At 57.1% G+C, this 21874-nt stretch carries 21 protein-coding genes; 13 read left to right on the top strand and 8 right to left on the bottom strand.

Going from position 1 to position 21874, the window contains the following annotated elements; translation table 11 throughout:
* Positions 1-33: 33 nt before the first annotated feature.
* Positions 34-627, top strand: coding sequence for a GDP-mannose pyrophosphatase NudK (gene nudK / locus BFV67_RS16025; protein ID WP_008501621.1), 594 nt, complete (start codon positions 34-36; stop codon positions 625-627).
* Between the two features lie 101 nt (positions 628-728).
* Entirely contained in the window at positions 729-1772 is a 1044-nt protein-coding gene (locus BFV67_RS16020) for a DUF1176 domain-containing protein (protein WP_069598966.1), read from the top strand.
* A 96-nt stretch (positions 1773-1868) separates the two neighbouring features.
* On the opposite strand, the gene tkt is transcribed toward BFV67_RS16020, so the two are convergent.
* On the bottom strand, positions 1869-3857 hold the full coding sequence (gene tkt / locus BFV67_RS16015; RefSeq protein WP_023294253.1) for a transketolase: 1989 nt from the start codon (positions 3855-3857) through the stop codon (positions 1869-1871).
* A gap of 19 nt (positions 3858-3876) precedes the next feature.
* Entirely contained in the window at positions 3877-4827 is a 951-nt protein-coding gene (gene tal, locus BFV67_RS16010) for a transaldolase (RefSeq protein WP_008501618.1), read from the bottom strand.
* A 289-nt stretch (positions 4828-5116) separates the two neighbouring features.
* Between tal and maeB the strand changes: the two genes are divergently transcribed.
* Positions 5117-7396: an NADP-dependent oxaloacetate-decarboxylating malate dehydrogenase gene (gene maeB / locus BFV67_RS16005; protein WP_008501617.1), complete on the top strand. Its 2280-nt coding sequence runs from the start codon at positions 5117-5119 to the stop codon at positions 7394-7396.
* 79 nt (positions 7397-7475) lie between these two features.
* On the opposite strand, the gene hemF is transcribed toward maeB, so the two are convergent.
* A complete protein-coding gene (gene hemF / locus BFV67_RS16000) occupies positions 7476-8375 on the bottom strand; it encodes an oxygen-dependent coproporphyrinogen oxidase (RefSeq protein WP_008501616.1) in 900 nt (299 codons plus the stop codon).
* Positions 8375-9250: an N-acetylmuramoyl-L-alanine amidase AmiA gene (amiA, locus tag BFV67_RS15995; RefSeq protein ID WP_069598655.1), complete on the bottom strand. Its 876-nt coding sequence runs from the start codon at positions 9248-9250 to the stop codon at positions 8375-8377. Before amiA ends, hemF begins: the two co-directional genes overlap by 1 nt.
* Positions 9251-9462: 212 nt before the next feature.
* On the opposite strand from amiA, the gene BFV67_RS15990 reads away from it, so the two are divergent.
* From BFV67_RS15990 to pdxK, 10 genes are all read left to right on the top strand, one after another.
* Complete coding sequence (locus BFV67_RS15990; protein ID WP_069598654.1) at positions 9463-9888, top strand: GNAT family acetyltransferase; 426 nt, start codon at positions 9463-9465, stop codon at positions 9886-9888.
* Complete coding sequence (locus tag BFV67_RS15985) at positions 9875-10324, top strand: DUF2919 domain-containing protein (protein ID WP_025912779.1); 450 nt, start codon at positions 9875-9877, stop codon at positions 10322-10324. The genes BFV67_RS15990 and BFV67_RS15985 overlap by 14 nt, the downstream gene beginning before the upstream one ends.
* A 63-nt stretch (positions 10325-10387) precedes the next feature.
* On the top strand, positions 10388-10963 hold the full coding sequence (locus tag BFV67_RS15980; protein WP_069598653.1) for an RpoE-regulated lipoprotein: 576 nt from the start codon (positions 10388-10390) through the stop codon (positions 10961-10963).
* Positions 10964-11055: 92 nt separating this feature from the next.
* Positions 11056-11955: a Dyp-type peroxidase gene (locus BFV67_RS15975; RefSeq protein WP_069598652.1), complete on the top strand. Its 900-nt coding sequence runs from the start codon at positions 11056-11058 to the stop codon at positions 11953-11955.
* A gap of 175 nt (positions 11956-12130) precedes the next feature.
* Positions 12131-13144 carry a sulfate ABC transporter substrate-binding protein gene (locus BFV67_RS15970; protein WP_008501610.1) on the top strand — a complete coding sequence of 338 codons (1014 nt, stop codon included), beginning with the start codon at positions 12131-12133 and terminating at the stop codon, positions 13142-13144.
* Entirely contained in the window at positions 13144-13977 is an 834-nt protein-coding gene (gene cysT / locus BFV67_RS15965) for a sulfate/thiosulfate ABC transporter permease CysT (RefSeq protein WP_008501609.1), read from the top strand. Before BFV67_RS15970 ends, cysT begins: the two co-directional genes overlap by 1 nt.
* Complete coding sequence (gene cysW / locus BFV67_RS15960) at positions 13977-14852, top strand: sulfate/thiosulfate ABC transporter permease CysW (protein ID WP_008501608.1); 876 nt, start codon at positions 13977-13979, stop codon at positions 14850-14852. Before cysT ends, cysW begins: the two co-directional genes overlap by 1 nt.
* Positions 14842-15936: a sulfate/thiosulfate ABC transporter ATP-binding protein CysA gene (gene cysA / locus BFV67_RS15955; RefSeq protein ID WP_008501607.1), complete on the top strand. Its 1095-nt coding sequence runs from the start codon at positions 14842-14844 to the stop codon at positions 15934-15936. The genes cysW and cysA overlap by 11 nt, the downstream gene beginning before the upstream one ends.
* A gap of 118 nt (positions 15937-16054) precedes the next feature.
* Positions 16055-16966: a cysteine synthase CysM gene (gene cysM / locus BFV67_RS15950; RefSeq protein WP_069598651.1), complete on the top strand. Its 912-nt coding sequence runs from the start codon at positions 16055-16057 to the stop codon at positions 16964-16966.
* 5 nt (positions 16967-16971) lie between these two features.
* Complete coding sequence (gene pdxK, locus BFV67_RS15945; protein WP_008501605.1) at positions 16972-17808, top strand: pyridoxine/pyridoxal/pyridoxamine kinase; 837 nt, start codon at positions 16972-16974, stop codon at positions 17806-17808.
* Between the two features lie 44 nt (positions 17809-17852).
* Here pdxK and crr read toward each other — a convergent pair whose 3' ends face one another.
* The 4 genes from crr to cysK form a co-directional block, all read right to left on the bottom strand.
* On the bottom strand, positions 17853-18362 hold the full coding sequence (crr, locus tag BFV67_RS15940; protein ID WP_003861316.1) for a PTS glucose transporter subunit IIA: 510 nt from the start codon (positions 18360-18362) through the stop codon (positions 17853-17855).
* A gap of 40 nt (positions 18363-18402) precedes the next feature.
* Complete coding sequence (ptsI, locus tag BFV67_RS15935; RefSeq protein WP_008501604.1) at positions 18403-20130, bottom strand: phosphoenolpyruvate-protein phosphotransferase PtsI; 1728 nt, start codon at positions 20128-20130, stop codon at positions 18403-18405.
* Positions 20131-20174: 44 nt separating this feature from the next.
* Positions 20175-20432 (bottom strand): phosphocarrier protein Hpr, encoded by a 258-nt coding sequence (gene ptsH / locus BFV67_RS15930; protein WP_000487600.1) that lies wholly within the window; start codon positions 20430-20432, stop codon positions 20175-20177.
* A 317-nt stretch (positions 20433-20749) separates the two neighbouring features.
* Positions 20750-21721, bottom strand: coding sequence for a cysteine synthase A (gene cysK / locus BFV67_RS15925; RefSeq protein WP_008501603.1), 972 nt, complete (start codon positions 21719-21721; stop codon positions 20750-20752).
* Positions 21722-21874 lie beyond the last annotated feature (153 nt).

Raw genomic sequence — 21874 nt, 5'->3', positions numbered from 1 at the left:
GTATAGGACGACTCATTGTGCCGTGGAGCCCGTATGACCCTGAAAATTGACGTTATCAAAGACAAAATTCTCTCTGAAAACTACTTTGTCCTGCGTAACATCACCTATGATCTTACACGTAACAACGGTGAAGTGATCCGCCACAAGCGCGAGGTCTATGACCGTGGTAACGGAGCAACCATCCTGCTCTATAACCGTGAAAAGCAGAGCGTGGTGCTGATCCGTCAGTTCAGGGTGGCAACATGGGTCAATGGCAATCCTGACGGACGTCTGATTGAAACCTGCGCGGGCCTGCTCGATGACGATGAGCCGGAAGTCTGCATCCGCAAAGAGGCCGTCGAAGAGACCGGCTTTGAAGTGGGCGAGGTCAAAAAGGTCTTCGAGCTGTACATGTCCCCGGGCGGCGTGACGGAAATTGTCCATTTCTTCATTGCTGAATACAGCGACGCACAGCGCACGCACCGGGGCGGTGGCGTAGAGGATGAAGATATCGACGTGCTGGAGCTTCCTTTTGCCCAAGCGCTGGAGATGGTGCGTTCAGGCGAAATCAGGGATGGTAAAGCGGTGATATTGCTGCAGTATTTACAGACAACCGGGCTGATGAACACCCCTTTCGAACGGATATAGCCTGTTTTTCAGGTATATCTGATAAATCCGATTGAGCAACCCCGGCGGGAACACGAAGATACTGCCCTGTTATGCGTTTTCGTTCCGGGATTGTGTCATTCATGCGCTACAGCGTCTTTTTATTTTCCCTGTTTTGTGTGCTCCTCGCGCCGCAGGTGCGGGCTGCACCCGCGCAGCAAGCCTTCTCTGACTGGCAGGTGACCTGCAATAACCAGAACTTTTGCCTTGCCCGCAACACGGGCGAACACCGCGGTCTGGTCATGACGCTCACCCGGAGCGCCGGGGCGAAAACGGATGCCACGCTGCGTATCGATCTCGGCGGTCTTGATACGCCTTCCGTGAAAGAGCCGGATATTGCCCCGCGGCTGCTGCTGGATAATGTTCCCCTGAAGCTCGACAAACAGCGCTGGCAGCTCACCCCCTGGCATCTAAAAACGGACGATGCGGCCACCATCACCGCCTTTCTGAAAAACATCCAGGAAGGAAAAGCCCTGACTCTGCGAGGCGGTAAGCAGGTGATTTCACTGGCCGGTCTGAAAGCCGCGCTGCTGTTCATTGATGCCCAGCAAAAGCGCGTTGGCAGCGAAACCGCGTGGATCAAGAAAGGTGACGATCCGCCGTTAAGCGTGCCGCCCGCACCTGCCCTGAAAAAGGTGGCGATCGTTAATCCTACCCCAACACCGCTTTCCCATGCCGAACTGAACGATCTGCTGGATTATGGTACCGGCAGGATGAACAGCAGCCAGTGCTCGCTGGATCCTAACCGTCGCGAAGTGCGCGTCACCGCGTTAACCGATGACAAAGCGCTGCTGATCGTCAGCTGCGAGGCGGGGGCCTATAACACGGTCGATCTGGCGTGGCTGGTGTCACGTAAAAAACCGCTCTCTGCCCGCAGCGTGAGGCTGCGTCTGCCGTTTACGCCGTCAAGCGACAGCAGCGAAATCGAGTTGATGAACGCCAGCTTTGATGAAAAGACGCGCGAGCTGACCACGCTCTCTTTGGGGCGCGGTATGGGGGATTGTGGGATCCAGACGCGCTGGCGGTTTGACGGCCAGCGTTTCCGCCTGGTGCGTTATGCCGAAGAGCCGAGCTGCGATAACTGGAACGGGCCTGACGCCTGGCCCACGCTGTGGATCACCCGGTAGCTTTTTGCCGGGTGGCGCTGTCGCTTACCCGGCCTACGGTTTGGTGGTTTTGTAGGCCGGGTAAGGCGTAGCCGCCACCCGGCAACGCAGACCGCACTAAATCACGCTCAGCGCCTTCTCTACCACGTTCTCAACGGTAAAGCCAAAGTACGGGAACAGCTTGTCGGCAGGGGCGGACTCACCGTAGCCCCGCATCCCAACAATCGCCCCTTTGAGCCCGACATACTTGTACCAGTAGTCGGCAATACCGGCCTCCACCGCCACGCGCGCCGCGACGTTAGAGGGCAGCACCGATTCCCGGTACGCCTCGTCCTGGGCGTCAAAGATATCCGTTGAGGGCAGGGACACCACGCGCACCGCGTGGCCTTCGGCGGTCAGTTTTTCCGCCGCTTTCACCGTGATTTCCACCTCGGAACCGGTCGCAATCAGGATCACGTCCGGCTTGCCACCGCTGTCTTTCAGGATATAGCCCCCGCGGGCAATGTTTTTCACCTGCTCCGGCGTGCGCTCAATCTGCGTCAGGTTCTGGCGTGACAGGATCAGCGCCGTCGGGCCGTTATGGCGTTCTACCGCCAGCTTCCAGCCCACTGCCGCTTCGACCTGATCGCACGGGCGCCAGGTGCTGAAGTTGGGCGTTAAACGCAGGCTCGCCAGCTGTTCCACCGCCTGGTGGGTGGGGCCGTCTTCTCCCAGACCGATGGAGTCGTGGGTATAGACCATAATCTGCCGCGCCTTCATCAGCGCTGCCATGCGCGCCGCGTTACGGGCGTACTCGACGAACATCAGGAAGGTGGCGGTGTAGGGCACGAAGCCGCCGTGGTGGGCGATGCCGTTGGCGATCGCGGTCATTCCGAACTCGCGCACGCCGTAGTGGATATAGTTCCCGGCAATGTCTTCTTTCAGCGATTTTGAGCCCGACCAGATGGTCAGGTTACTCGGTGCCAGATCCGCCGAGCCGCCCAGCAGCTCAGGAAGGAGAGGGCCAATCGCATTCAGGGTGTTTTGCGACGCCTTACGGGTGGCGATTTTTGCCGGGTTGGACTGCAGGTTTTCAATCAGCGCCTGGGTTTTATCGTCCCAGTCCTCCGGCAGACCGCCGCTCATGCGCCGGGAAAACTCGGCGGCCAGCTCCGGGTACGCTTTTTTGTAGGCGGCAAATTTCTCGTTCCAGGCCTGCTGGGCTTTCTCACCGTCTTCACGGGCATCCCACGCCCGGTAGATCTCTTTCGGGATTTCAAACGGCGGGTACTTCCAGCCCAGCTTCTGCCGGGTCAGCGCCACTTCTTCGTCACCCAGCGCCGCGCCGTGCGCCTCTTCTTTACCCGCCTTGTTCGGTGAGCCGAAGCCGATAACCGTGCGGCAGATAATCAGGGACGGTTTGTCCTTCACGCTCTGCGCTTCCTGAATCGCTTTTTTCACCGCCTCAGGATCGTGGCCGTCGATCTCGTGCACCACGTGCCAGTGGTAGGCCTCGAAGCGTTTTGCCGTGTCGTCGGTGAACCAGCCCTCGGTTTCCCCGTCGATGGAGATGCCGTTGTGATCGTAGAAGCCAATCAGCTTGCCGAGCCCCAGGGTGCCCGCCAGGGAACAGACCTCATGGGAGATCCCCTCCATCAGACAGCCGTCACCCATAAACACGTAGGTGTAGTGATCGACAATCTTGTGGTCCGGCTGGTTGAACTGTGCCGCCAGCGTACGCTCGGCAATCGCCAGCCCGACCGCATTGGCCAGCCCCTGACCGAGCGGCCCGGTGGTGGTTTCCACGCCCGGCGTATAGCCAATCTCCGGGTGCCCCGGGGTTTTGGAGTGCAGCTGGCGGAAGTTTTTCAGCTCCTCAAGCGGCAGATCGTAACCGGACAGGTGCAGCAGGCTGTAGAGCAGCATCGAGGCGTGGCCGTTGGAGAGAATAAAGCGGTCACGATCGTACCAGGTGGGATCGTTGGGGTTGTGCTTCAGGAAGTCGTTCCACAGCACTTCGGCAATATCGGCCATGCCCATCGGTGCGCCGGGATGGCCAGAATTGGCTTTCTGCACGGCATCCATGCTGAGGGCGCGGATGGCATTGGCGAGCTCTTTACGGGACATAGTTCACTCCGTGGCAAGGTTAAAGTTTGGCAGCGAGAAGATCTTCAAGTTTGCGCTGGTCGACGGCGAACAGGCGGATACCTTCCGCCAGTTTTTCCACGGCCATGGCGTCCTGATTGTGCTCCCAGCGGAATTCGGCTTCGGTCATGGCTTTCGGTTTTGGCAGAACGGTAGAGGTGGGGATCAGCTTGCGGATGACCGTCTCTTCTTTATCCTGTAGCTCCTGGAGCAGGTTAGGGGAGATGGTCAGGCGGTCGCAGCCCGCCAGGGCGAGGATCTGCTCGGTACGGCGGAAGCTGGCCCCCATCACGATAGTTTCGTAGCGATGCTGCTTGTAGTAGTCGTAGATATTGCGCACCGATTTCACGCCCGGGTCCTCATCCACCACGTACGGATCCATCGGCTGTTTCGCCTGGTACCAGTCGTAGATGCGGCCAACAAACGGTGACACCAGGAACACGCCCGCTTCGGCACAGGCGCGAGCCTGGGCAAAGGAGAACAGCAGCGTCAGGTTGCAGTGAATTCCCTCTTTTTCCAGCACCTCTGCCGCGCGGATGCCTTCCCACGTCGACGCCAGCTTGATCAGAATGCGTGATTTATCGATCCCCTGCTCCTGGTAGAGTTCCACCAGGCGGCGAGCCTTGTTGATGCTCTTTTCTTTATCGAACGAAAGGCGGGCGTCAACTTCGGTCGAGACGCGCCCCGGAATGCTTTTAAGAATTTCCGCACCAAAATTAACTGCCAGCTTGTCGCTGGCTTCGGCGACCTGCTGTTCCTGCGTCTTCCCGCGCTGTTTTCCGTAGGCAATGGCGTCATCAATCAGATGACTAAAATGGGTAAGCCCGGCTGCCTTGAGCAGTAGCGAAGGGTTGGTGGTCGCATCCTCCGGCTGATAGTGGCGAATCGACTCGATATCGCCGCTGTCTGCCACCACCGTGGTGAATTGTTTGATGCCGTCTAGCTGGTTCATAAATGATTACTCCTTGGAAATAAAAGAGTTAGATGAGTGCGTTAGTTCACACTTCTGAGAAAATCATGATGGACTTAACAAAAAAGCATAGCAGACGGGGGAGGCATTGCTTTTGAGACGGGTAACATGGCTGTTATAAATTGATAACAATTTTTAATGTGTGATGGTGAGAGTTTGGCAGCCTTCAAAGTTTAGGAGGCGGCCTGAGGCGATACTAGGCGGCACACCAGGGTGTGCAACCGGATCGTTTTCGTCACCCTTTTGACCGATACGTGAAAGGAAAAATAAGATGGATGAGCAGTTGAAACAGAGTGCCCTCGATTTTCACGAGTTCCCTGTCCCGGGCAAAATTCAGGTCTCCCCAACCAAGCCGCTGGCGACCCAGCGCGATCTGGCGCTGGCCTACTCGCCGGGCGTGGCGGCCCCGTGTCTGGAGATCGAAAAAGATCCGCTGGCGGCCTATAAATACACCGCGCGCGGCAACCTTGTTGCCGTGATCTCTAACGGCACGGCGGTACTGGGGCTCGGTAACATCGGCGCGCTGGCCGGTAAGCCGGTGATGGAAGGCAAGGGGGTGCTGTTCAAGAAATTCGCCGGTATCGACGTGTTTGATATCGAGGTGGACGAGCTCGATCCTGACAAATTCATCAACGTGGTGGCCGCGCTGGAGCCGACCTTCGGTGGGATCAACCTGGAAGACATCAAAGCGCCGGAATGTTTCTATATCGAGCAGAAGCTGCGCGAGCGTATGAACATTCCCGTGTTCCATGACGACCAGCACGGAACGGCCATTATCAGCACCGCCGCCATTCTCAACGGCCTGCGCGTGGTTGAGAAAAATCTCTCCGACGTGCGCATGGTGGTGTCCGGCGCAGGTGCGGCGGCGATTGCCTGTATGAACCTGCTGGTGGCGCTGGGGATGCAGAAACACAACATTGTGGTCTGCGACTCCAAAGGGGTGATTTACAAAGATCGCGAGCCGAACATGGCGGAAACCAAAGCGGCGTATGCGGTAGAAGACGACGGCAAGCGCACGCTTGAGGACGTGATTGACGGCGCGGATATCTTCCTCGGCTGCTCGGGTCCGAAAGTGCTGACCCAGGAGATGGTGAAGAAGATGGCGCGCGCGCCAATGATCCTGGCCCTGGCGAACCCTGAGCCGGAAATTCTGCCGCCGCTGGCGAAAGCGGTGCGTGAAGACGCCATTATCTGCACCGGGCGTTCCGACTACCCGAACCAGGTGAACAACGTGCTCTGCTTCCCGTTCATCTTCCGCGGCGCGCTGGACGTCGGCGCGACGGCGATCAACGAAGAGATGAAGCTGGCCGCGGTGCACGCAATTGCGGAGCTGGCCCACGCCGAGCAGAGTGAAGTGGTTGCCTCAGCCTATGGCGATCAGGATCTGAGCTTTGGCCCGGACTACATCATTCCAAAACCGTTCGACCCGCGTCTGATTGTCAAAATTGCCCCTGCGGTGGCAAAAGCGGCGATGGATTCCGGCGTGGCGACGCGTCCGATTGAAGACTTCGACGCTTACGTCGATAAGCTCACCGAGTTTGTCTATAAAACCAACCTGTTCATGAAGCCGATCTTCTCTCAGGCGCGCGCCGACGCGAAGCGCGTGGTGCTGGCGGAAGGGGAAGAGGCGCGCGTGCTGCACGCCACCCAGGAGCTGATCACCTTAGGCCTGGCGAAACCGATCCTGATTGGTCGTCCGAGCGTGATTGAAATGCGTATCCAGAAGCTGGGCCTGCAGATTAAGCCGGGCGTCGACTTCGAGATCGTCAACAACGAATCCGATCCGCGCTTCAAAGAGTACTGGAGCGAATACTACGCGATCATGAAGCGCCGGGGGATCACCCAGGAGCAGGCGCAGAAAGCCGTCATCAGCAACACGACGGTGATCGGCGCGATCATGGTCCATCGCGGCGAGGCGGATGCGCTGATCTGCGGCACCATCGGCGACTACCACGAGCACTTTAGCGTGGTGCAGGAGATCTTCGGCTATCGCGACGGCGTCCATACCGCCGGGGCGATGAACGCCCTGCTGCTGCCGAGCGGGAACACCTTTATCGCTGACACCTATGTTAACGACGATCCGAGCCCGGACGAGCTGGCGGAGATCACCGTGATGGCCGCCGAGACCGTGCGCCGCTTCGGTATCGAGCCGAAGGTGGCGCTGCTGTCGCACTCTAACTTCGGTTCGTCCAAATCAGCGGCGGCCTGCAAAATGCGTGAGACGCTGGCGCTGGTGCGCGAGCGCGCGCCGGAGCTGATGATTGACGGGGAAATGCACGGCGATGCGGCGCTGGTGGAGAGCATCCGCAACGAACGTATGCCGGACAGCCCGCTGAAGGGATCGGCGAACATCCTGATTATGCCGAACGTGGAGGCGGCGCGTATCAGCTACAACCTGCTGCGCGTCTCCAGCTCTGAAGGGGTGACCGTAGGACCGGTGCTGATGGGCGTGGCGAAGCCGGTGCATGTGTTAACGCCGATTGCCTCCGTGCGCCGTATCGTGAATATGGTGGCGCTGGCGGTGGTTGAGGCGCAGACGCAGCCGCTGTAAGCCTTGTGAGTCGGGTGGCGCGTTCGCTTACCCGACCTACAGGTTGAGCAGGTCGGATAAGCGCAGCGCCATCCGGCAGTTAAACCCAGTCGCGTACTTTAAGGAACTCACTCAAGGCAGCCTCCGGGCTGCCTTCTTTTGGCTCGTAGCAGTACTCCCAGCGCACCAGCGGCGGCATCGACATCAGAATCGACTCCGTGCGCCCGCCGGTCTGCAGGCCAAACAGCGTCCCGCGATCCCATACCAGATTGAACTCCACGTAGCGCCCGCGACGGTAGAGCTGGAACTCGCGCTCGCGCACGCCATAGCTGGTGTCTTTACGGCATTCGACGATGGGCAGGTACGCGTCGGTATAGCCTTCGCCTACCGCGCGCATAAAGCTGAATGCGGTATCAAAATCAGGCGTGTTGAGATCGTCAAAGAACAGCCCGCCGATGCCGCGCTGCTCGTCGCGGTGCTTCAGGTAAAAGTAGTCATCGCACCACTTTTTAAATTTCGGGTAAATGTCTTCGCCAAACGGCAGGCAAAGATCCCGTGCGGTGGTGTGCCAGTGCACGGCATCCTCTTCGAAGCCGTAGTAGGGCGTCATGTCGAAACCGCCGCCAAACCACCAGACCGGATCGGCCCCCGCTTTTTCCGCAATGAAAAAGCGCACGTTGGCGTGGCTGGTCGGCACAAACGGATTGTGCGGATGCACCACCAGCGAAACGCCCATCGCTTCGAAGCTGCGGCCCGCAAGTTCAGGACGGTGTGCCGTCGCAGACGCGGGCATCGCGTCGCCATGAACGTGGGAAAAATTCACGCCCGCCTGTTCGAAGATGCCGCCGTTACGCAGCACGCGGCTACGCCCGCCGCCGCCGGCTTCGCGCTGCCAGTTGTCTTCCTGAAATTCTCCGCCGTCAGCGGCGGCCAGTTTCTGGCAAATTTCGTCCTGCAGCTGCAGCAGGAAGGTTTTGACCAGTTGAGCATTGGGTTTCATCAACGTTTCCTGGAGTGCGCTTTTTGGTTATCAAACCAGTTGAAGTAACTGATAATGCCGGAGGCGATGGCGTTGGCGATCTTCTGACGAAACGCCGTGGTGCCGAGGAGTCGCTCCTCTTCCGGGTTGGTAATGAACGAGGTTTCCACCAGCACGGACGGGATAGACGGTGATTTCAACACCACAAACGCCGCCTGTTCGGTGCTCCTGCTGTGCAGGCGATGCACTGGCTTAATCTTCTTCAGGATGTGCGAGCCGAGCGTCAGGCTGTTTTTGATCGTATCCGTCTGCACGAGGTCGAACAGCACCTGCTGTAGCAGGTGGTCTTTGTCGGTGGCTTTTTTCCCGGCGACTTCATCCGCCCGGTTTTCGCGGTCGGAGAGGTATTTTGCCATGGCGCTACTGGCGCCGCGGTTGGACAGCGCAAACACCGAGGCACCGGCGGCAGAGGGGTTGGTAAAGCCGTCCGCGTGAATCGACATAAACAGATCCGCCCCGTGCTGGTGGGCGATCTCTACGCGATCGTACAGCGGAATAAAGGTGTCGCCAGAGCGCGTCAGACGCGCGTCAATGCCGTTGCTGCGTAAAATCGCCCGCACATTTTTTGCAATCGCCAGCACGACGTGTTTTTCTTTCGACCCGTTTTTGCCGATGGCGCCGGTATCAATACCGCCGTGGCCCGGGTCGAGCATCACCAGGCGCTTTGCGCCCGGCTTTTTGGTTTTCGGTCTGCTGTGTCCGTTACTGGTTTTAAGCGTGCTCTCGTCTTTTGCCTGAGCCTGCTTTGCGATGCCCGTTAACGTTAAGGCCGCCAGCCCCGCTTTGAGAACCTGACGACGCGATGTGAGTGCTTTTAATGGTTTGAATGTGCTCATGCGGCCTGAATACTAAAAAATGGGGTCCTGGTGTTATATCGTATCGCGTTTAGCGTTACGACAGTCCTTATTGAGAATTGTTTTACTTTTCATTTCAATACGTGACAAAGTGACATTATGCCAAATTTTGGCGAGATTTTCCCCGGTTATTGGCTAAAGGCGTGGTTCGCGCCATAATCACTGTTTTTAAACCCGAAAAGGCGGTTAATACCATGGAGATACGCGTTTTTCGCCAGGAAGATTTCGAAGAGGTGATCACCCTTTGGGAGCGCTGCGATCTGCTGCGTCCGTGGAACGATCCGGAAATGGATATCGAACGTAAGGTGAATCACGACGTCAGTCTGTTTCTGGTTGCGGAAGTCAATGGCGAGGTTGTGGGGACGGTGATGGGCGGTTATGACGGCCATCGCGGCTCGGCCTATTATCTGGGCGTCCATCCGGAATACCGTGGTCGCGGTATTGCCAATGCGCTGCTCAACCGGCTCGAGAAGAAGCTGATCGCCCGCGGCTGTCCGAAAATCCAGATCATGGTGCGGGAAGATAACGACGTGGTGCTGGGCATGTATGAACGCCTGGGCTACGTACACGCTGACGTGCTGAGTTTAGGAAAGCGTCTCATCGAAGATGAAGAGTACTGAGATCCATCCGGCAGACTATGACGCGCAGGGGCGCGTCAGGCTGCCCTTTTTATTCTGGTGCGTTCTGCTGCTTCAGGCTCGGACCTGGGTGCTGTTCGTGATGGCCGCCGCGTCGCGCGGGCAGGGCGACACGCTGCTGACGCTCTTTTATCCCGATCACGATGCCTTCTGGCTCGGCTTGCTGCCGGGCGTACCGGCGGTGGTGGCTTTCTTGTGCAGCGGTCGGCGGCACGTAATCCCGCGCTTGTGGCGCGCGCTTCGCGGGCTGCTGATCCTTGCCCAGATTGCGCTGCTCTTCTGGCAGCCGGTACTCTGGTGGTACGGTGAACCGCTGACGGGCATCGGCGTTGCGCTGGTGGTTGCTGATATCGTGGCGCTGATGTGGCTGCTGACCAACCCACGTCTTCGCGCCTGTTTTGTGCCTCAGGATGATTAATCCGGCACTTTTTGCCGATGTCGCACTCCAACAAGCGTTGATTTAACACGTAAGGACGTTTCAATGAAATCGCTGCGTTTAGTTTTATGCGCTCTTCCGCTGGCATTGACCGGCTGTTCGACGCTCTCCTCCATTAACTGGTCTGCTGCGTATCCGTGGAACTGGTTTGGCTCATCAACGGAAGTGACCGAGCAGGGCGTGGGGAAAATTACCGCCGCGACGGCGCTGGATCAGAATGCTATTCAGGATGCGCTCAGCAGTGACTACCGCCTGCGCAGCGGCATGAAAACAGAGAATGGCAATATTGTTCGCTATTACGAGGCGCTGAAGGGCGACAAGCTGGCGCTGGCGATCAACGGTGACAAAGGCACGGTAAACCGGATCGCGGTGATGGATGAAGATATTCCGACCGCCAGCGGCGTGAAGGTCGGAACGCCGTTTAGCGATCTTTATAAGCAGGCCTTTGGCAACTGCACCAGCGTGCCATCCGACGATGAAGTGGCGGTGGAGTGTAAGGCGGAAGGCAGCCAGCACATCAGCTATGTTTTTACCGGCACCTGGAGCGGCCCGGAAGGGGTGATGCCGTCTGACGACACCCTGAAGAGCTGGAAGGTGAGCAAAATACTCTGGAAGCAGTAATTTGCGTCTGAACAAACCGCCTCGCTGAAATCCGGGTATAATAGCCGCCATCAATGCCACGCTGTCGTGGCATCTTTATTTCAGGAGGAGCGATGTCTCAGGTTCAGAGTGGCATTTTGCCAGAACATTGCCGCGCGGCGATTTGGATTGAAGCCAATGTCAAAGGGGACGTGGATGCCCTGCGTGCGGCCAGCAAAGCGTTTATTGATAAACTGGCGACCTTCCAGGCCAAATTCCCGGAAGCCCACCTCGGCGCCGTTGTTGCGTTTGGCAATAACGTCTGGCGTCAGCTGAGCAGCGGTGAAGGGGCAGAAGAGCTGAAGGACTTCATTCCTTACGGCAAAGGCCTGGCACCTGCGACCCAGTACGACGTGCTGATCCATATCCTTTCTCTGCGTCACGACGTGAACTTCTCGGTTGCGCAGGCGGCGGTGGCGGCCTTTGGCGACAGCATCGAGGTGCAGGAAGAGGTTCACGGTTTCCGCTGGGTAGAAGAGCGCGATCTGAGCGGCTTTGTCGACGGAACGGAAAACCCGGCGGGTGAAGAGACGCGTCGTGAAGTCGCGGTAATCAAAGACGGTGTGGACGCGGGCGGAAGCTACGTGTTCGTGCAGCGCTGGGAGCATAACCTCAAGCAGCTTAACCGCATGAGCGTGCATGACCAGGAGATGATGATTGGCCGCACCAAAGAAGCTAACGAAGAGATCGACGGCGATGACCGTCCGGTCACCTCGCACCTGAGCCGCGTTGACCTCAAAGAAGACGGCAAAGGGCTGAAGATTGTCCGCCAGAGCCTGCCGTACGGCACGGCAAGCGGCACGCACGGCCTCTACTTCTGCGCCTACTGCGCGCGCCTGTATAATATTGAACAGCAGCTGCTGAGCATGTTCGGCGATACTGACGGCAAGCGCGACGCCATGCTGCGCTTCACCAAACCGGTGACCGGCGGCTACTACTTCGCGCCGTCCGTTGAGCGTCTGCTGGCGCTGTAAAACCGCTCTCCATACGTAGGCCGGGTAAGCGTTAGCGCCACCCGGCAATTTTCCCTGCCCCTTATTCCCTTTTCTGCTTCTAAATCACCAAACGGTATATAAAACCGTTACTGCTTTCATCACCGTTATAAATATTATGACTATAAGATAGTCATCACATTTATAAGGGTGCGCAATGGCCGTTACTGTACTGAAAAAAGGAACTCTGGCGCTGGCAGGTTTACTGCTGGTGGCACAGGCGCAGGCGACTGAACTGTTGAACAGTTCGTATGACGTCTCCCGCGAGCTGTTTGCCGCCCTTAATCCCCCGTTCGAACAGCAGTGGGCGAAAGACAATAACGGCGACAAGCTGACCATCAAGCAGTCCCACGCCGGGTCGTCCAAGCAGGCGCTGGCCATCCTTCAGGGGCTGAAAGCGGATGTGGTGACCTACAACCAGGTGACTGACGTGCAGATCCTGCACGACAAAGGCAAGCTGATCCCGGCGGACTGGCAGAGCCGTCTGCCGAACAACAGCTCGCCGTTCTACTCCACCATGGGTTTCCTGGTGCGTAAGGGCAATCCGAAGAATATCCACGACTGGAGCGATTTGGTGCGTTCCGACGTGAAGCTGATCTTCCCGAACCCAAAAACCTCCGGTAACGCGCGTTACACCTATTTAGCGGCGTGGGGCGCGGCGGACAAGGCTGACGGTAACGATAAAGCCAAAACCGAGCAGTTCATGACCCAGTTCCTGAAAAACGTCGAAGTGTTTGATACCGGCGGCCGCGGGGCGACCACGACCTTCGCAGAGCGCGGCCTGGGCGATGTGCTGATCAGCTTTGAGTCGGAAGTGAACAACATCCGCAAGCAGTATGAAGCGCAGGGCTTTGAGGTGGTTATCCCGAAAACCAACATTCTGGCCGAATTCCCGGTCGCATGGGTGGATAAAAACGTGCAGGCGAACGGTACCGAGAAAGCGGCAAAAGCCTATCTCAACTACCTGTACAGCCCTCAGGCGCAGGCCATCATTACCGATTACTACTACCGCGTAAACAATCCGGACGTGATGAACAAGCTGAAAGATAAGTTCCCGCAGACCGCGCTGTTCCGCGTGGAAGACCATTTCGGCTCCTGGCCAGACGTGATGAAAACGCATTTTGCCAGCGGCGGTGAGTTAGACAAACTGCTGGCGGCGGGGCATAAGTAATGTTTGCAGTCTCGACCAAACGCGTGCTGCCGGGCTTTACCCTAAGCCTCGGAACCAGCCTGCTGTTCGTCTGCCTGATTCTGCTGTTGCCGCTCAGCGCGCTGGTGATGCAGCTTGCGCAGATGAGCTGGGCCCAGTACTGGGACGTGATCACCAACCCGCAGGTGGTGGCGGCCTATAAGGTGACGCTGCTGTCGGCGTTTGTCGCCTCCATTTTTAACGGCGTGTTTGGCCTGCTGATGGCGTGGATTTTGACCCGCTATCGCTTCCCGGGCCGCACGCTGCTTGACGCCCTGATGGATCTGCCGTTTGCGCTGCCGACGGCGGTCGCGGGCTTAACCCTCGCGTCGCTCTTCTCCGTGAACGGGCTGTACGGCGAGTGGCTGGCGAAATTTGACATCAAGGTGACCTACACCTGGCTTGGTATCGCGGTGGCGATGGCCTTTACCAGCATCCCGTTTGTGGTGCGTACCGTGCAGCCGGTGCTGGAAGAGTTAGGTCCGGAATACGAAGAAGCGGCGGAAACGCTGGGCGCCACGCGCTGGCAGAGCTTCCGCAAAGTGGTGCTGCCGGAGCTGTCTCCGGCGCTGATGGCGGGCGTCGCGCTGTCGTTTACCCGCAGCCTCGGCGAGTTCGGCGCGGTGATTTTTATCGCCGGGAACATCGCCTGGAAAACGGAAGTGACCTCGCTGATGATTTTCATTCGCCTGCAGGAGTTTGATTATCCGGCGGCGAGCGCGATCGCTTCGGTGATCCTCGCGGCATCGCTGCTGCTGCTGTACTCGATTAACACTCTGCAAAGTCGCTTTGGTCGACGTGTGGTAGGTCACTGATGGCGGAAGTTACGCAATTGAAGCGATACGATGCGCCCCGCATCAACTGGGGTAAATGGTTTCTGATTGGGGCGGGCGTGCTGGTTTCCGCCCTCATTCTCGTCGTGCCTACGATTTATATCTTCGTTCAGGCGTTCAGCAAGGGCCTGATGCCCGCGCTGGAAAACTTGGCGAACCCGGATATGCTGCACGCCATCTGGCTGACCGTGCTGATTGCCCTGATCACCGTTCCGGTGAACCTGGTGTTCGGTACCCTGCTGGCGTGGCTGGTGACGCGCTTTAATTTCCCGGGACGTCAGCTGCTGCTGACCCTGCTGGATATTCCGTTTGCCGTGTCGCCGGTGGTGGCGGGCCTGGTGTATCTGCTCTTCTACGGCTCTAACGGACCGCTGGGCGGCTGGCTGGATGCGCATAACCTGCAGATCATGTTCGCCTGGCCGGGCATGGTGCTGGTCACCATCTTCGTGACCTGCCCGTTCGTGGTGCGCGAGCTGGTGCCGGTGATGTTAAGCCAGGGGAGCAACGAAGACGAAGCGGCGGTGCTGCTGGGTGCGTCGGGCTGGCAGATGTTCCGCCGCGTGACCCTGCCGAACATCCGCTGGGCGCTGCTTTATGGCGTGGTGCTGACCAATGCCCGCGCGATTGGTGAATTCGGTGCCGTTTCCGTCGTCTCTGGCTCCATTCGGGGTGAAACCCTGTCGCTGCCGCTGCAGATTGAACTCCTGCAGCAGGACTACAACACCATCGGCGCCTTTACTGCCGCAGCGTTGCTGACGCTGATGGCGATTTTGACCCTGTTTTTGAAGAGTGTGGTGCAGTGGCGTTTAGAAAATCAGGAAAAACGTCAGCATCAGGAGGGAAATCATGAGCATTGAGATTGCCAATATTAAGAAGTCTTTTGGTCGCACCCAGGTGCTGAATGATATCTCGCTGGATATCCCTTCCGGACAAATGGTGGCGCTGCTGGGGCCGTCTGGCTCGGGCAAAACCACGCTGCTGCGCATTATCGCCGGGCTTGAGCACCAGACCAGCGGGCATATCCGCTTCCACGGCACCGACGTGAGCCGCCTGCACGCCCGCGATCGTAAGGTGGGCTTTGTGTTTCAGCATTACGCGCTGTTCCGCCACATGACCGTGTTCGACAACATTGCGTTTGGCCTGACCGTGCTGCCGCGTCGTGAGCGCCCGGATGCGGCAACCATAAAGGCGAAAGTGACCAAACTGCTGGAGATGGTGCAGCTGGCGCATCTGGCGGATCGTTTCCCGGCCCAGCTGTCCGGCGGGCAGAAACAGCGCGTGGCGCTGGCGCGCGCGCTGGCCGTTGAGCCGCAAATTCTGCTGCTGGATGAACCCTTCGGCGCGCTGGATGCGCAGGTGCGTAAAGAGCTGCGCCGCTGGCTGCGTCAGCTTCATGAAGAGCTGAAATTCACCAGCGTCTTCGTGACCCACGACCAGGAAGAGGCGATGGAAGTCGCGGATCGCGTGGTGGTCATGAGTCAGGGCAACATTGAGCAGGTTGACGAGCCGGAGCAGCTCTGGCGTGAACCGGCGACCCGCTTCGTGCTGGAGTTTATGGGCGAGGTGAACCGCCTGCAGGGCACCATTCGCGGTGGTCAGTTCCACGTGGGCGCGCACCGCTGGCCGCTGGGCTATACCTCCGCGCATCAGGGCCCGGTCGATCTGTTCCTGCGTCCGTGGGAAGTGGACGTGAGCCGTCGAACCAGCCTGGACTCACCGCTGCCGGTACAGGTGCTGGAAGCGAGCCCTAAAGGGCATTACACCCAACTGGTGGTTCAGCCGCTGGGCTGGTACACCGAGCCGCTGACCGTGGTCATGCGCGACGACGTCCCGCCGCATCGGGGAGAGCGCCTGTTTGTCGGTCTTCAGCATGCCCGTATTTATCACGGCAAGGAACGCATCGAGACGCGCGAGGATATTGCTCTGGCGGAGTCAGCCTGATAGGTTATTAGGATGTTTATCGCCCGGTGGCGCTGCGCTGACCGGGCCTACAGCTAAAACTGCGTCTTGTAGGCCGGGATCGCTGCGCGCAACCCGGCTTTTTTATTGAGTAAAAATCGTGAAAACACTCGAACACACCATCGGCAATACCCCTCTGGTCAAACTTCAGCGCATGGGGCCGGATAACGGCAGCGAAATCTGGGTCAAACTCGAAGGCAATAACCCGGCGGGGTCGGTGAAAGACCGGGCCGCACTGTCGATGATCGTCCAGGCTGAAAAGCGCGGCGAGATTAAGCCGGGCGACGTGCTGATCGAAGCCACCAGCGGCAACACCGGTATCGCCCTGGCGATGATTGCGGCGCTGAAAGGCTACCGCATGAAGCTGCTGATGCCGGACAACATGAGTCAGGAGCGTCGCGCCGCGATGCGTGCCTACGGAGCCGAGCTGATTCTGGTGACCAAAGAGCAGGGGATGGAAGGCGCGCGCGACCTGGCGTTAGAAATGGCCGAGCGCGGCGAAGGTAAACTGCTCGATCAGTTTAACAACCCGGACAACCCTTACGCGCACTACACCACCACCGGCCCGGAAATCTGGCAGCAAACCGACGGGCGCATTACCCATTTTGTCTCCAGCATGGGCACCACGGGAACCATTACCGGCGTATCCCGTTTTCTGCGCGAGCAGGCGAAAGCCGTCACCATCGTTGGCCTGCAGCCGGAAGAGGGGAGCAGCATTCCGGGCATTCGCCGCTGGCCGGCGGAGTATATGCCCGGCATTTTTAATGCACAGCTTGTGGACCAGGTGCTGGATCTTCACCAGCGCGAGGCGGAAAATACCATGCGTGAGCTGGCCGTCCGCGAAGGTATCTTCTGCGGCGTCAGCTCGGGCGGCGCGGTAGCGGGTGCGATTCGGGTGGCGCAGGCAAACCCGGGTGCGGTAGTGGTGGCGATTATTTGCGATCGCGGCGATCGCTATCTCTCTACCGGCGTCTTTGGTGAAGAGAGTTATTCGCAGGGGGCGGGGATTTAAGCGTCATGGAGATGATTCTATTCCGGGATAATACCCGGGCGCAGCAAACCGATATTGTCGCCGTGCAGTCGCAGGTGGTGTACGGCAGCGTGGGGAACAGCATTGCGGTACCGAATATTCGTACCCACAGGCTGAACGTTACCGCCGTGCCGACGGTACTGTTCAGCAACACGCCGCACTATGACACCTTCTACGGCGGCGTGATCCCCGACGAGTGGTTCAGCGGCTACCTGAAGGCGCTGGAAGAGCGCGAGATCCTGCGCGAGCTTAAGGCGGTCACCACCGGCTATATGGGCAGTGCCAGCCAGATCGTCCTGCTGGCGCAGTGGTTGAAGGCGGTCAAAGCGCAGCATCCTGACCTGCTGGTGCTGGTTGACCCGGTTATCGGCGATATTGACAGCGGGATGTACGTGAAGCCTGAGATCCCCGAAGCGTATCGGGAGCACCTGCTGCCGCTGGCGCAGGGGATCACGCCAAACGTCTACGAGCTGGAAGTGTTAAGCGGCAAACCATGCCGTACACCGGAAAGTGCCATCGCGGCGGCGCAAGGACTGCTCTCAGACAGCCTGAAATGGGTGGCGATCACCAGTGCGCCGGTTGCCGACGATCCGCAAAACATCCACGTGGTGCTGGTTTCACGCGAGGGCGTCACCGTCAGCGCACATCCGCGCGTAGAGACCGATCTGAAGGGAACGGGCGATCTGTTCTGTTCAGAGCTGGTGAGCGGCATTGTAGAGGGGAAAACCGTTGCCGATGCCATTCGCATGGCTGGCGATCGGGTGACTGACGTGATGCTTTATACCCAGTCGAAAGGCTACGACGAGCTTATCCTCCCGGCATAAACAAAAATGGCGCCCGAAGGCGCCATTTTTCTGTGCGGCAAGAATTACTTCTTGATGCGGATAACCGGGGTTTCACCCACGGTGACGCTGCCAGACAGTTTGATCAGTTCTTTGATTTCGTCCATGTTGGAGATAACAACCGGCGTCAGGGTAGACTTGGCTTTTTCTTCCAGCAGTGGCAGATCGAATTCAATCACCGGGTCGCCAACTTTCACACGCTGGCCTTCTTCCGCGATACGTTTGAAGCCTTCGCCTTTCAGTTCAACGGTGTCGATACCGAAGTGAACGAACAGTTCGATACCGCTATCAGATTCGATAGAGAACGCATGGTTGGTTTCAAAAATTTTACCGATGGTGCCGTCAACTGGAGCAACCATTTTGTTGCCAGTTGGTTTGATAGCAATGCCATCACCAACGATTTTCTCAGCAAACACTACATCCGGCACGTCTTCGATGTTGACGATCTCGCCGGAGAGCGGAGCAACAATCTCAATAGTTCCGGAGTCTTTCTTATCATCAGAAACCAGAGATTTCAGTTTATCGAACAAACCCATGATCTTCTCCTAAGCAGTAATTTGGGCCGCATCTCGTGGATTAGCAGATTGTTTTTTCTTCAATGAACTTGTTAACCAGCGTCATTAACTCGTCCGTTGTCGGTTGAGCAAGAGCCTGCTCTGCTAACACCTTCGCATCTTCGAAGTTCGTGTTACGGATAATCTTCTTAATGCGCGGGATGGAAATGGCGCTCATAGAGAATTCGTCCAGACCCATACCCAGCAACAGAAGTGTAGCACGTTCGTCGCCTGCAAGCTCACCACACATGCCAGTCCATTTACCTTCTGCATGAGAAGCATCAATAACTTGCTTGATCAAGTTCAGTACGGACGGTGACATTGGCTGGTAGAGATGTGAAATCATATCATTACCACGGTCAACTGCCAGGGTGTACTGCGTTAAATCATTGGTGCCGATACTAAAGAAATCAACTTCTTTGGCTAAATGACGCGCAATGGTCGCCGCCGCAGGTGTTTCCACCATCACGCCGATCTCGATTGACTCGTCAAATGCTTTACCTTCGTCGCGCAGTTCCTGCTTGTAGATTTCGATCTCTTTCTTCAGTGCACGCACTTCTTCAACAGAGATGATCATTGGGAACATGATGCGCAGCTTACCGAACGCAGAGGCACGCAGGATTGCGCGAACCTGGTCACGCAGGATCTCTTTACGATCCATCGCAATACGCACGGCACGCCAGCCCAGGAACGGGTTCTCTTCTTTCGGGAAGTTCATGTACGGCAGCTCTTTGTCGCCACCGATGTCCATGGTACGGACGATAACCGCCTGAGAGCCACAGGCTTCAGCAACGGCTTTATACGCAGCAAACTGCTCTTCTTCCGTTGGCAGCGCGTCGCGGTCCATGAACAGGAATTCTGTACGATAGAGACCAACGCCTTCCGCACCGTTGCGCTCAGCGCCATCAACGTCGCGGACGGTACCGATGTTTGCGCACACTTCGACCTGATGGCCGTCCAGAGTGATGGCTGGCAGGTCTTTCAGCTTAGCGAGTTCCGCTTTTTCAGTCGCAACCTGCTCCTGAACCGCGCGCAGTTTTTCGATCTCTTCGTTAGTTGGGTTGACGTAAACCAGATTGTTTACAGCATCCAGAATCAGATAATCGCCGTTTTTCACCTGAGAGGTGACGCTACCGGTACCCACGATGGCAGGCAGTTCAAGAGAACGCGCCATGATAGAGGTGTGGGAGGTACGGCCGCCCGCATCGGTGATGAAACCGAGGACCTTTTTCAGGTTCAGCTGTGCGGTTTCAGACGGGGTGAGGTCAGCGGCAACCAGGATCACTTCATCCTGAATCGCGCTCAGGTCGATAATGGCCAGACCCAGGATGTTGCGCAGCAGGCGCTTACCGATGTCACGTACGTCAGCCGCACGCTCTTTCAGGTATTCATCATCCAGTTCTTCCAGGGCAGTTGCCTGACCTTCGATAACTTCATGCGCAGCCGCGTCGGCCGTCATGCCTTTATCTTTAATCAGGGCTATGATTTCCTGCTCCAGCTCCTCATCTTCGAGCAGCATGATGTGCCCTTCGAAGATGGCTTCTTTTTCTTCACCGAAAGTTTCGCCAGCTTTAGTTTTGATTGCTTCCAGTTGCGCAGATGCCTTGGCACGACCGCTCAGAAAACGTTCAACTTCCTGATCAACCTTGTCGGCAGAAATTTTTTTCCGGTCGATGACGATCTCGTCTTCTTTCAGCAGCAGTGCTTTGCCGAAAGCGATACCCGGGGATGCTAAAATGCCTGAAATCATAACCCTACCTTACTTGTGACTGATATTTAAAAGAACCCGGAAACTTACTCGAGCTCAGCCATCAGTTTTACCAGATGCTCAACTGCTTTCTGCTCGTCTTCACCTTCCGCAGAGATGGTGACTACGGTGCCCTGAGTCAGGCCCAGAGTCTGCAGTTTGAACAGGCTTTTTGCGCTGGCGCTTTTGCCGTTGGAAGTCACAGTGATTTCAGAAGTGAAGCCTTTCGCTTCTTTAACAAACTGAGCAGCAGGGCGGGTGTGCAGACCGTTCGGAGCGGTAATGGTAACTTCTTGCTGGAACATTGTATTTCCCCAACTTATAGGTTTAGTGTTGTGGAACTAAAGTCTAGCCTGGCGACTGAACTTTAGCCTGTATTGTTAGCGCTGACGTTTCGATCGTCATTAAACATTATGCAGCGAAAGCAAGACTTGAACCAAATCATAAAATCGATTCAGCAAGGCTATTTCGTTCGCTGATTAATTTCACGCATCAAAATAATTGCTGGTTTAAATACCAGACCCAACGGGGTGAAGCAATGCCAGGAGGGGCAAAAGTTTGAAGCAGGCCACAAAAAAGCACCTGAAAAGGTGCTTTTTTACGCGTTATTAACATAGTGGCACTACTGTTGCAGCTCTTTTTCAGTGAACAGATCGGCAAACAGTGCGGTGCTCAAGTAACGCTCACCCGAGGAAGGAAGGATAACCACAATATTCTTATTGGTAAAGGCCTCATCTTCCTGAAGTTTAAGCGCTGCCGCAACGGCCGCACCGGAAGAGATACCTGCCAGAATGCCTTCTTCATCCATCAGGCGACGCGCGGTAGAGATGGCTTCTTCGTTCGTGATAGTGACCACTTTATCGATCAGCTTCAGATCCAGGTTGCCCGGAATGAAGCCTGCGCCAATCCCCTGAATTTTGTGCGGGCCGGGTTTGAGCTCTTCCCCCGCCAGGGCCTGGGTGATAACCGGTGAATCAGTCGGCTCAACGGCAACGGTGATCAGCTCTTTTTTACCTTTGGTGCCTTTAATATAGCGTGACACGCCGGTCAGCGTGCCGCCGGTACCTACGCCGGAGATAAAGACGTCAACCTGGCCGTCGGTATCTTCCCAGATTTCCGGGCCGGTAGTCTTCTCGTGAATTTCCGGGTTAGCCGGGTTGCTGAACTGCTGCAGCAGCAGGTATTTCGCCGGATCGCTGGCCACAATCTCTTCGGCTTTCTGAATGGCACCCTTCATGCCCTTCGCGCCTTCGGTCAGCACCAGGTTCGCGCCCAGCGCTTTAAGCAGCTTACGACGCTCGATGCTCATGGTTTCAGGCATGGTCAGCGTCAGCTTGTAGCCGCGCGCGGCAGCAACATAGGCCAGAGCGATCCCGGTATTGCCGCTGGTCGGTTCCACCAGCTCAACGCCCGGCTTCAGTACGCCACGTTTTTCAGCATCCCAAATCATGTTTGCACCGATACGGCATTTTACGCTAAAGCTCGGGTTACGTGATTCGACCTTCGCCAGAATGCGTCCATTACCGATACGGTTCAGTCGAACCAGGGGCGTATGACCGATAGTCAGCGAGTTGTCTTCATAAATCTTACTCATGGCCTGTCCTTAACTGTATGAAATTGGGATACCGACCCAGCATACCTGCTAAGCAGGTAGGGGGAAGTAAGGAATTCGCATATCTATATACTGCAAGGAAATAATGGGGATCAGTATGGAATAAGGGGCGGCATAAGCCACCCCTGCTTTACA

It is taken from the genome of Enterobacter roggenkampii (genome assembly GCF_001729805.1).
Classification (GTDB): Bacteria; Pseudomonadota; Gammaproteobacteria; order Enterobacterales; family Enterobacteriaceae; genus Enterobacter; species Enterobacter roggenkampii.
The sequence above is the reverse complement of the archived record's forward strand: the minus strand, read 5'-3'. Positions and strand labels throughout refer to the sequence as shown.

What these genes read in the sequence shown, in the direction of transcription:
- tal (WP_008501618.1), bottom strand. Translation starts at nt 4,827, where the DNA reads ATGAACCAGCTAGACGGCATCAAACAATTCACCACGGTGGTGGCAGAC.
- pdxK (WP_008501605.1), top strand. Translation starts at nt 16,972, where the DNA reads ATGGAGATGATTCTATTCCGGGATAATACCCGGGCGCAGCAAACCGAT.
- cysT (WP_008501609.1), top strand. Translation starts at nt 13,144, where the DNA reads ATGTTTGCAGTCTCGACCAAACGCGTGCTGCCGGGCTTTACCCTAAGC.
- BFV67_RS16020 (WP_069598966.1), top strand. Translation starts at nt 729, where the DNA reads ATGCGCTACAGCGTCTTTTTATTTTCCCTGTTTTGTGTGCTCCTCGCG.
- ptsH (WP_000487600.1), bottom strand. Translation starts at nt 20,432, where the DNA reads ATGTTCCAGCAAGAAGTTACCATTACCGCTCCGAACGGTCTGCACACC.
- maeB (WP_008501617.1), top strand. Translation starts at nt 5,117, where the DNA reads ATGGATGAGCAGTTGAAACAGAGTGCCCTCGATTTTCACGAGTTCCCT.
- cysK (WP_008501603.1), bottom strand. Translation starts at nt 21,721, where the DNA reads ATGAGTAAGATTTATGAAGACAACTCGCTGACTATCGGTCATACGCCC.
- amiA (WP_069598655.1), bottom strand. Translation starts at nt 9,250, where the DNA reads ATGAGCACATTCAAACCATTAAAAGCACTCACATCGCGTCGTCAGGTT.
- ptsI (WP_008501604.1), bottom strand. Translation starts at nt 20,130, where the DNA reads ATGATTTCAGGCATTTTAGCATCCCCGGGTATCGCTTTCGGCAAAGCA.
- BFV67_RS15990 (WP_069598654.1), top strand. Translation starts at nt 9,463, where the DNA reads ATGGAGATACGCGTTTTTCGCCAGGAAGATTTCGAAGAGGTGATCACC.
- BFV67_RS15980 (WP_069598653.1), top strand. Translation starts at nt 10,388, where the DNA reads ATGAAATCGCTGCGTTTAGTTTTATGCGCTCTTCCGCTGGCATTGACC.
- BFV67_RS15970 (WP_008501610.1), top strand. Translation starts at nt 12,131, where the DNA reads ATGGCCGTTACTGTACTGAAAAAAGGAACTCTGGCGCTGGCAGGTTTA.
- hemF (WP_008501616.1), bottom strand. Translation starts at nt 8,375, where the DNA reads ATGAAACCCAATGCTCAACTGGTCAAAACCTTCCTGCTGCAGCTGCAG.
- BFV67_RS15985 (WP_025912779.1), top strand. Translation starts at nt 9,875, where the DNA reads ATGAAGAGTACTGAGATCCATCCGGCAGACTATGACGCGCAGGGGCGC.
- nudK (WP_008501621.1), top strand. Translation starts at nt 34, where the DNA reads ATGACCCTGAAAATTGACGTTATCAAAGACAAAATTCTCTCTGAAAAC.
- cysA (WP_008501607.1), top strand. Translation starts at nt 14,842, where the DNA reads ATGAGCATTGAGATTGCCAATATTAAGAAGTCTTTTGGTCGCACCCAG.
- cysW (WP_008501608.1), top strand. Translation starts at nt 13,977, where the DNA reads ATGGCGGAAGTTACGCAATTGAAGCGATACGATGCGCCCCGCATCAAC.
- BFV67_RS15975 (WP_069598652.1), top strand. Translation starts at nt 11,056, where the DNA reads ATGTCTCAGGTTCAGAGTGGCATTTTGCCAGAACATTGCCGCGCGGCG.
- tkt (WP_023294253.1), bottom strand. Translation starts at nt 3,857, where the DNA reads ATGTCCCGTAAAGAGCTCGCCAATGCCATCCGCGCCCTCAGCATGGAT.
- crr (WP_003861316.1), bottom strand. Translation starts at nt 18,362, where the DNA reads ATGGGTTTGTTCGATAAACTGAAATCTCTGGTTTCTGATGATAAGAAA.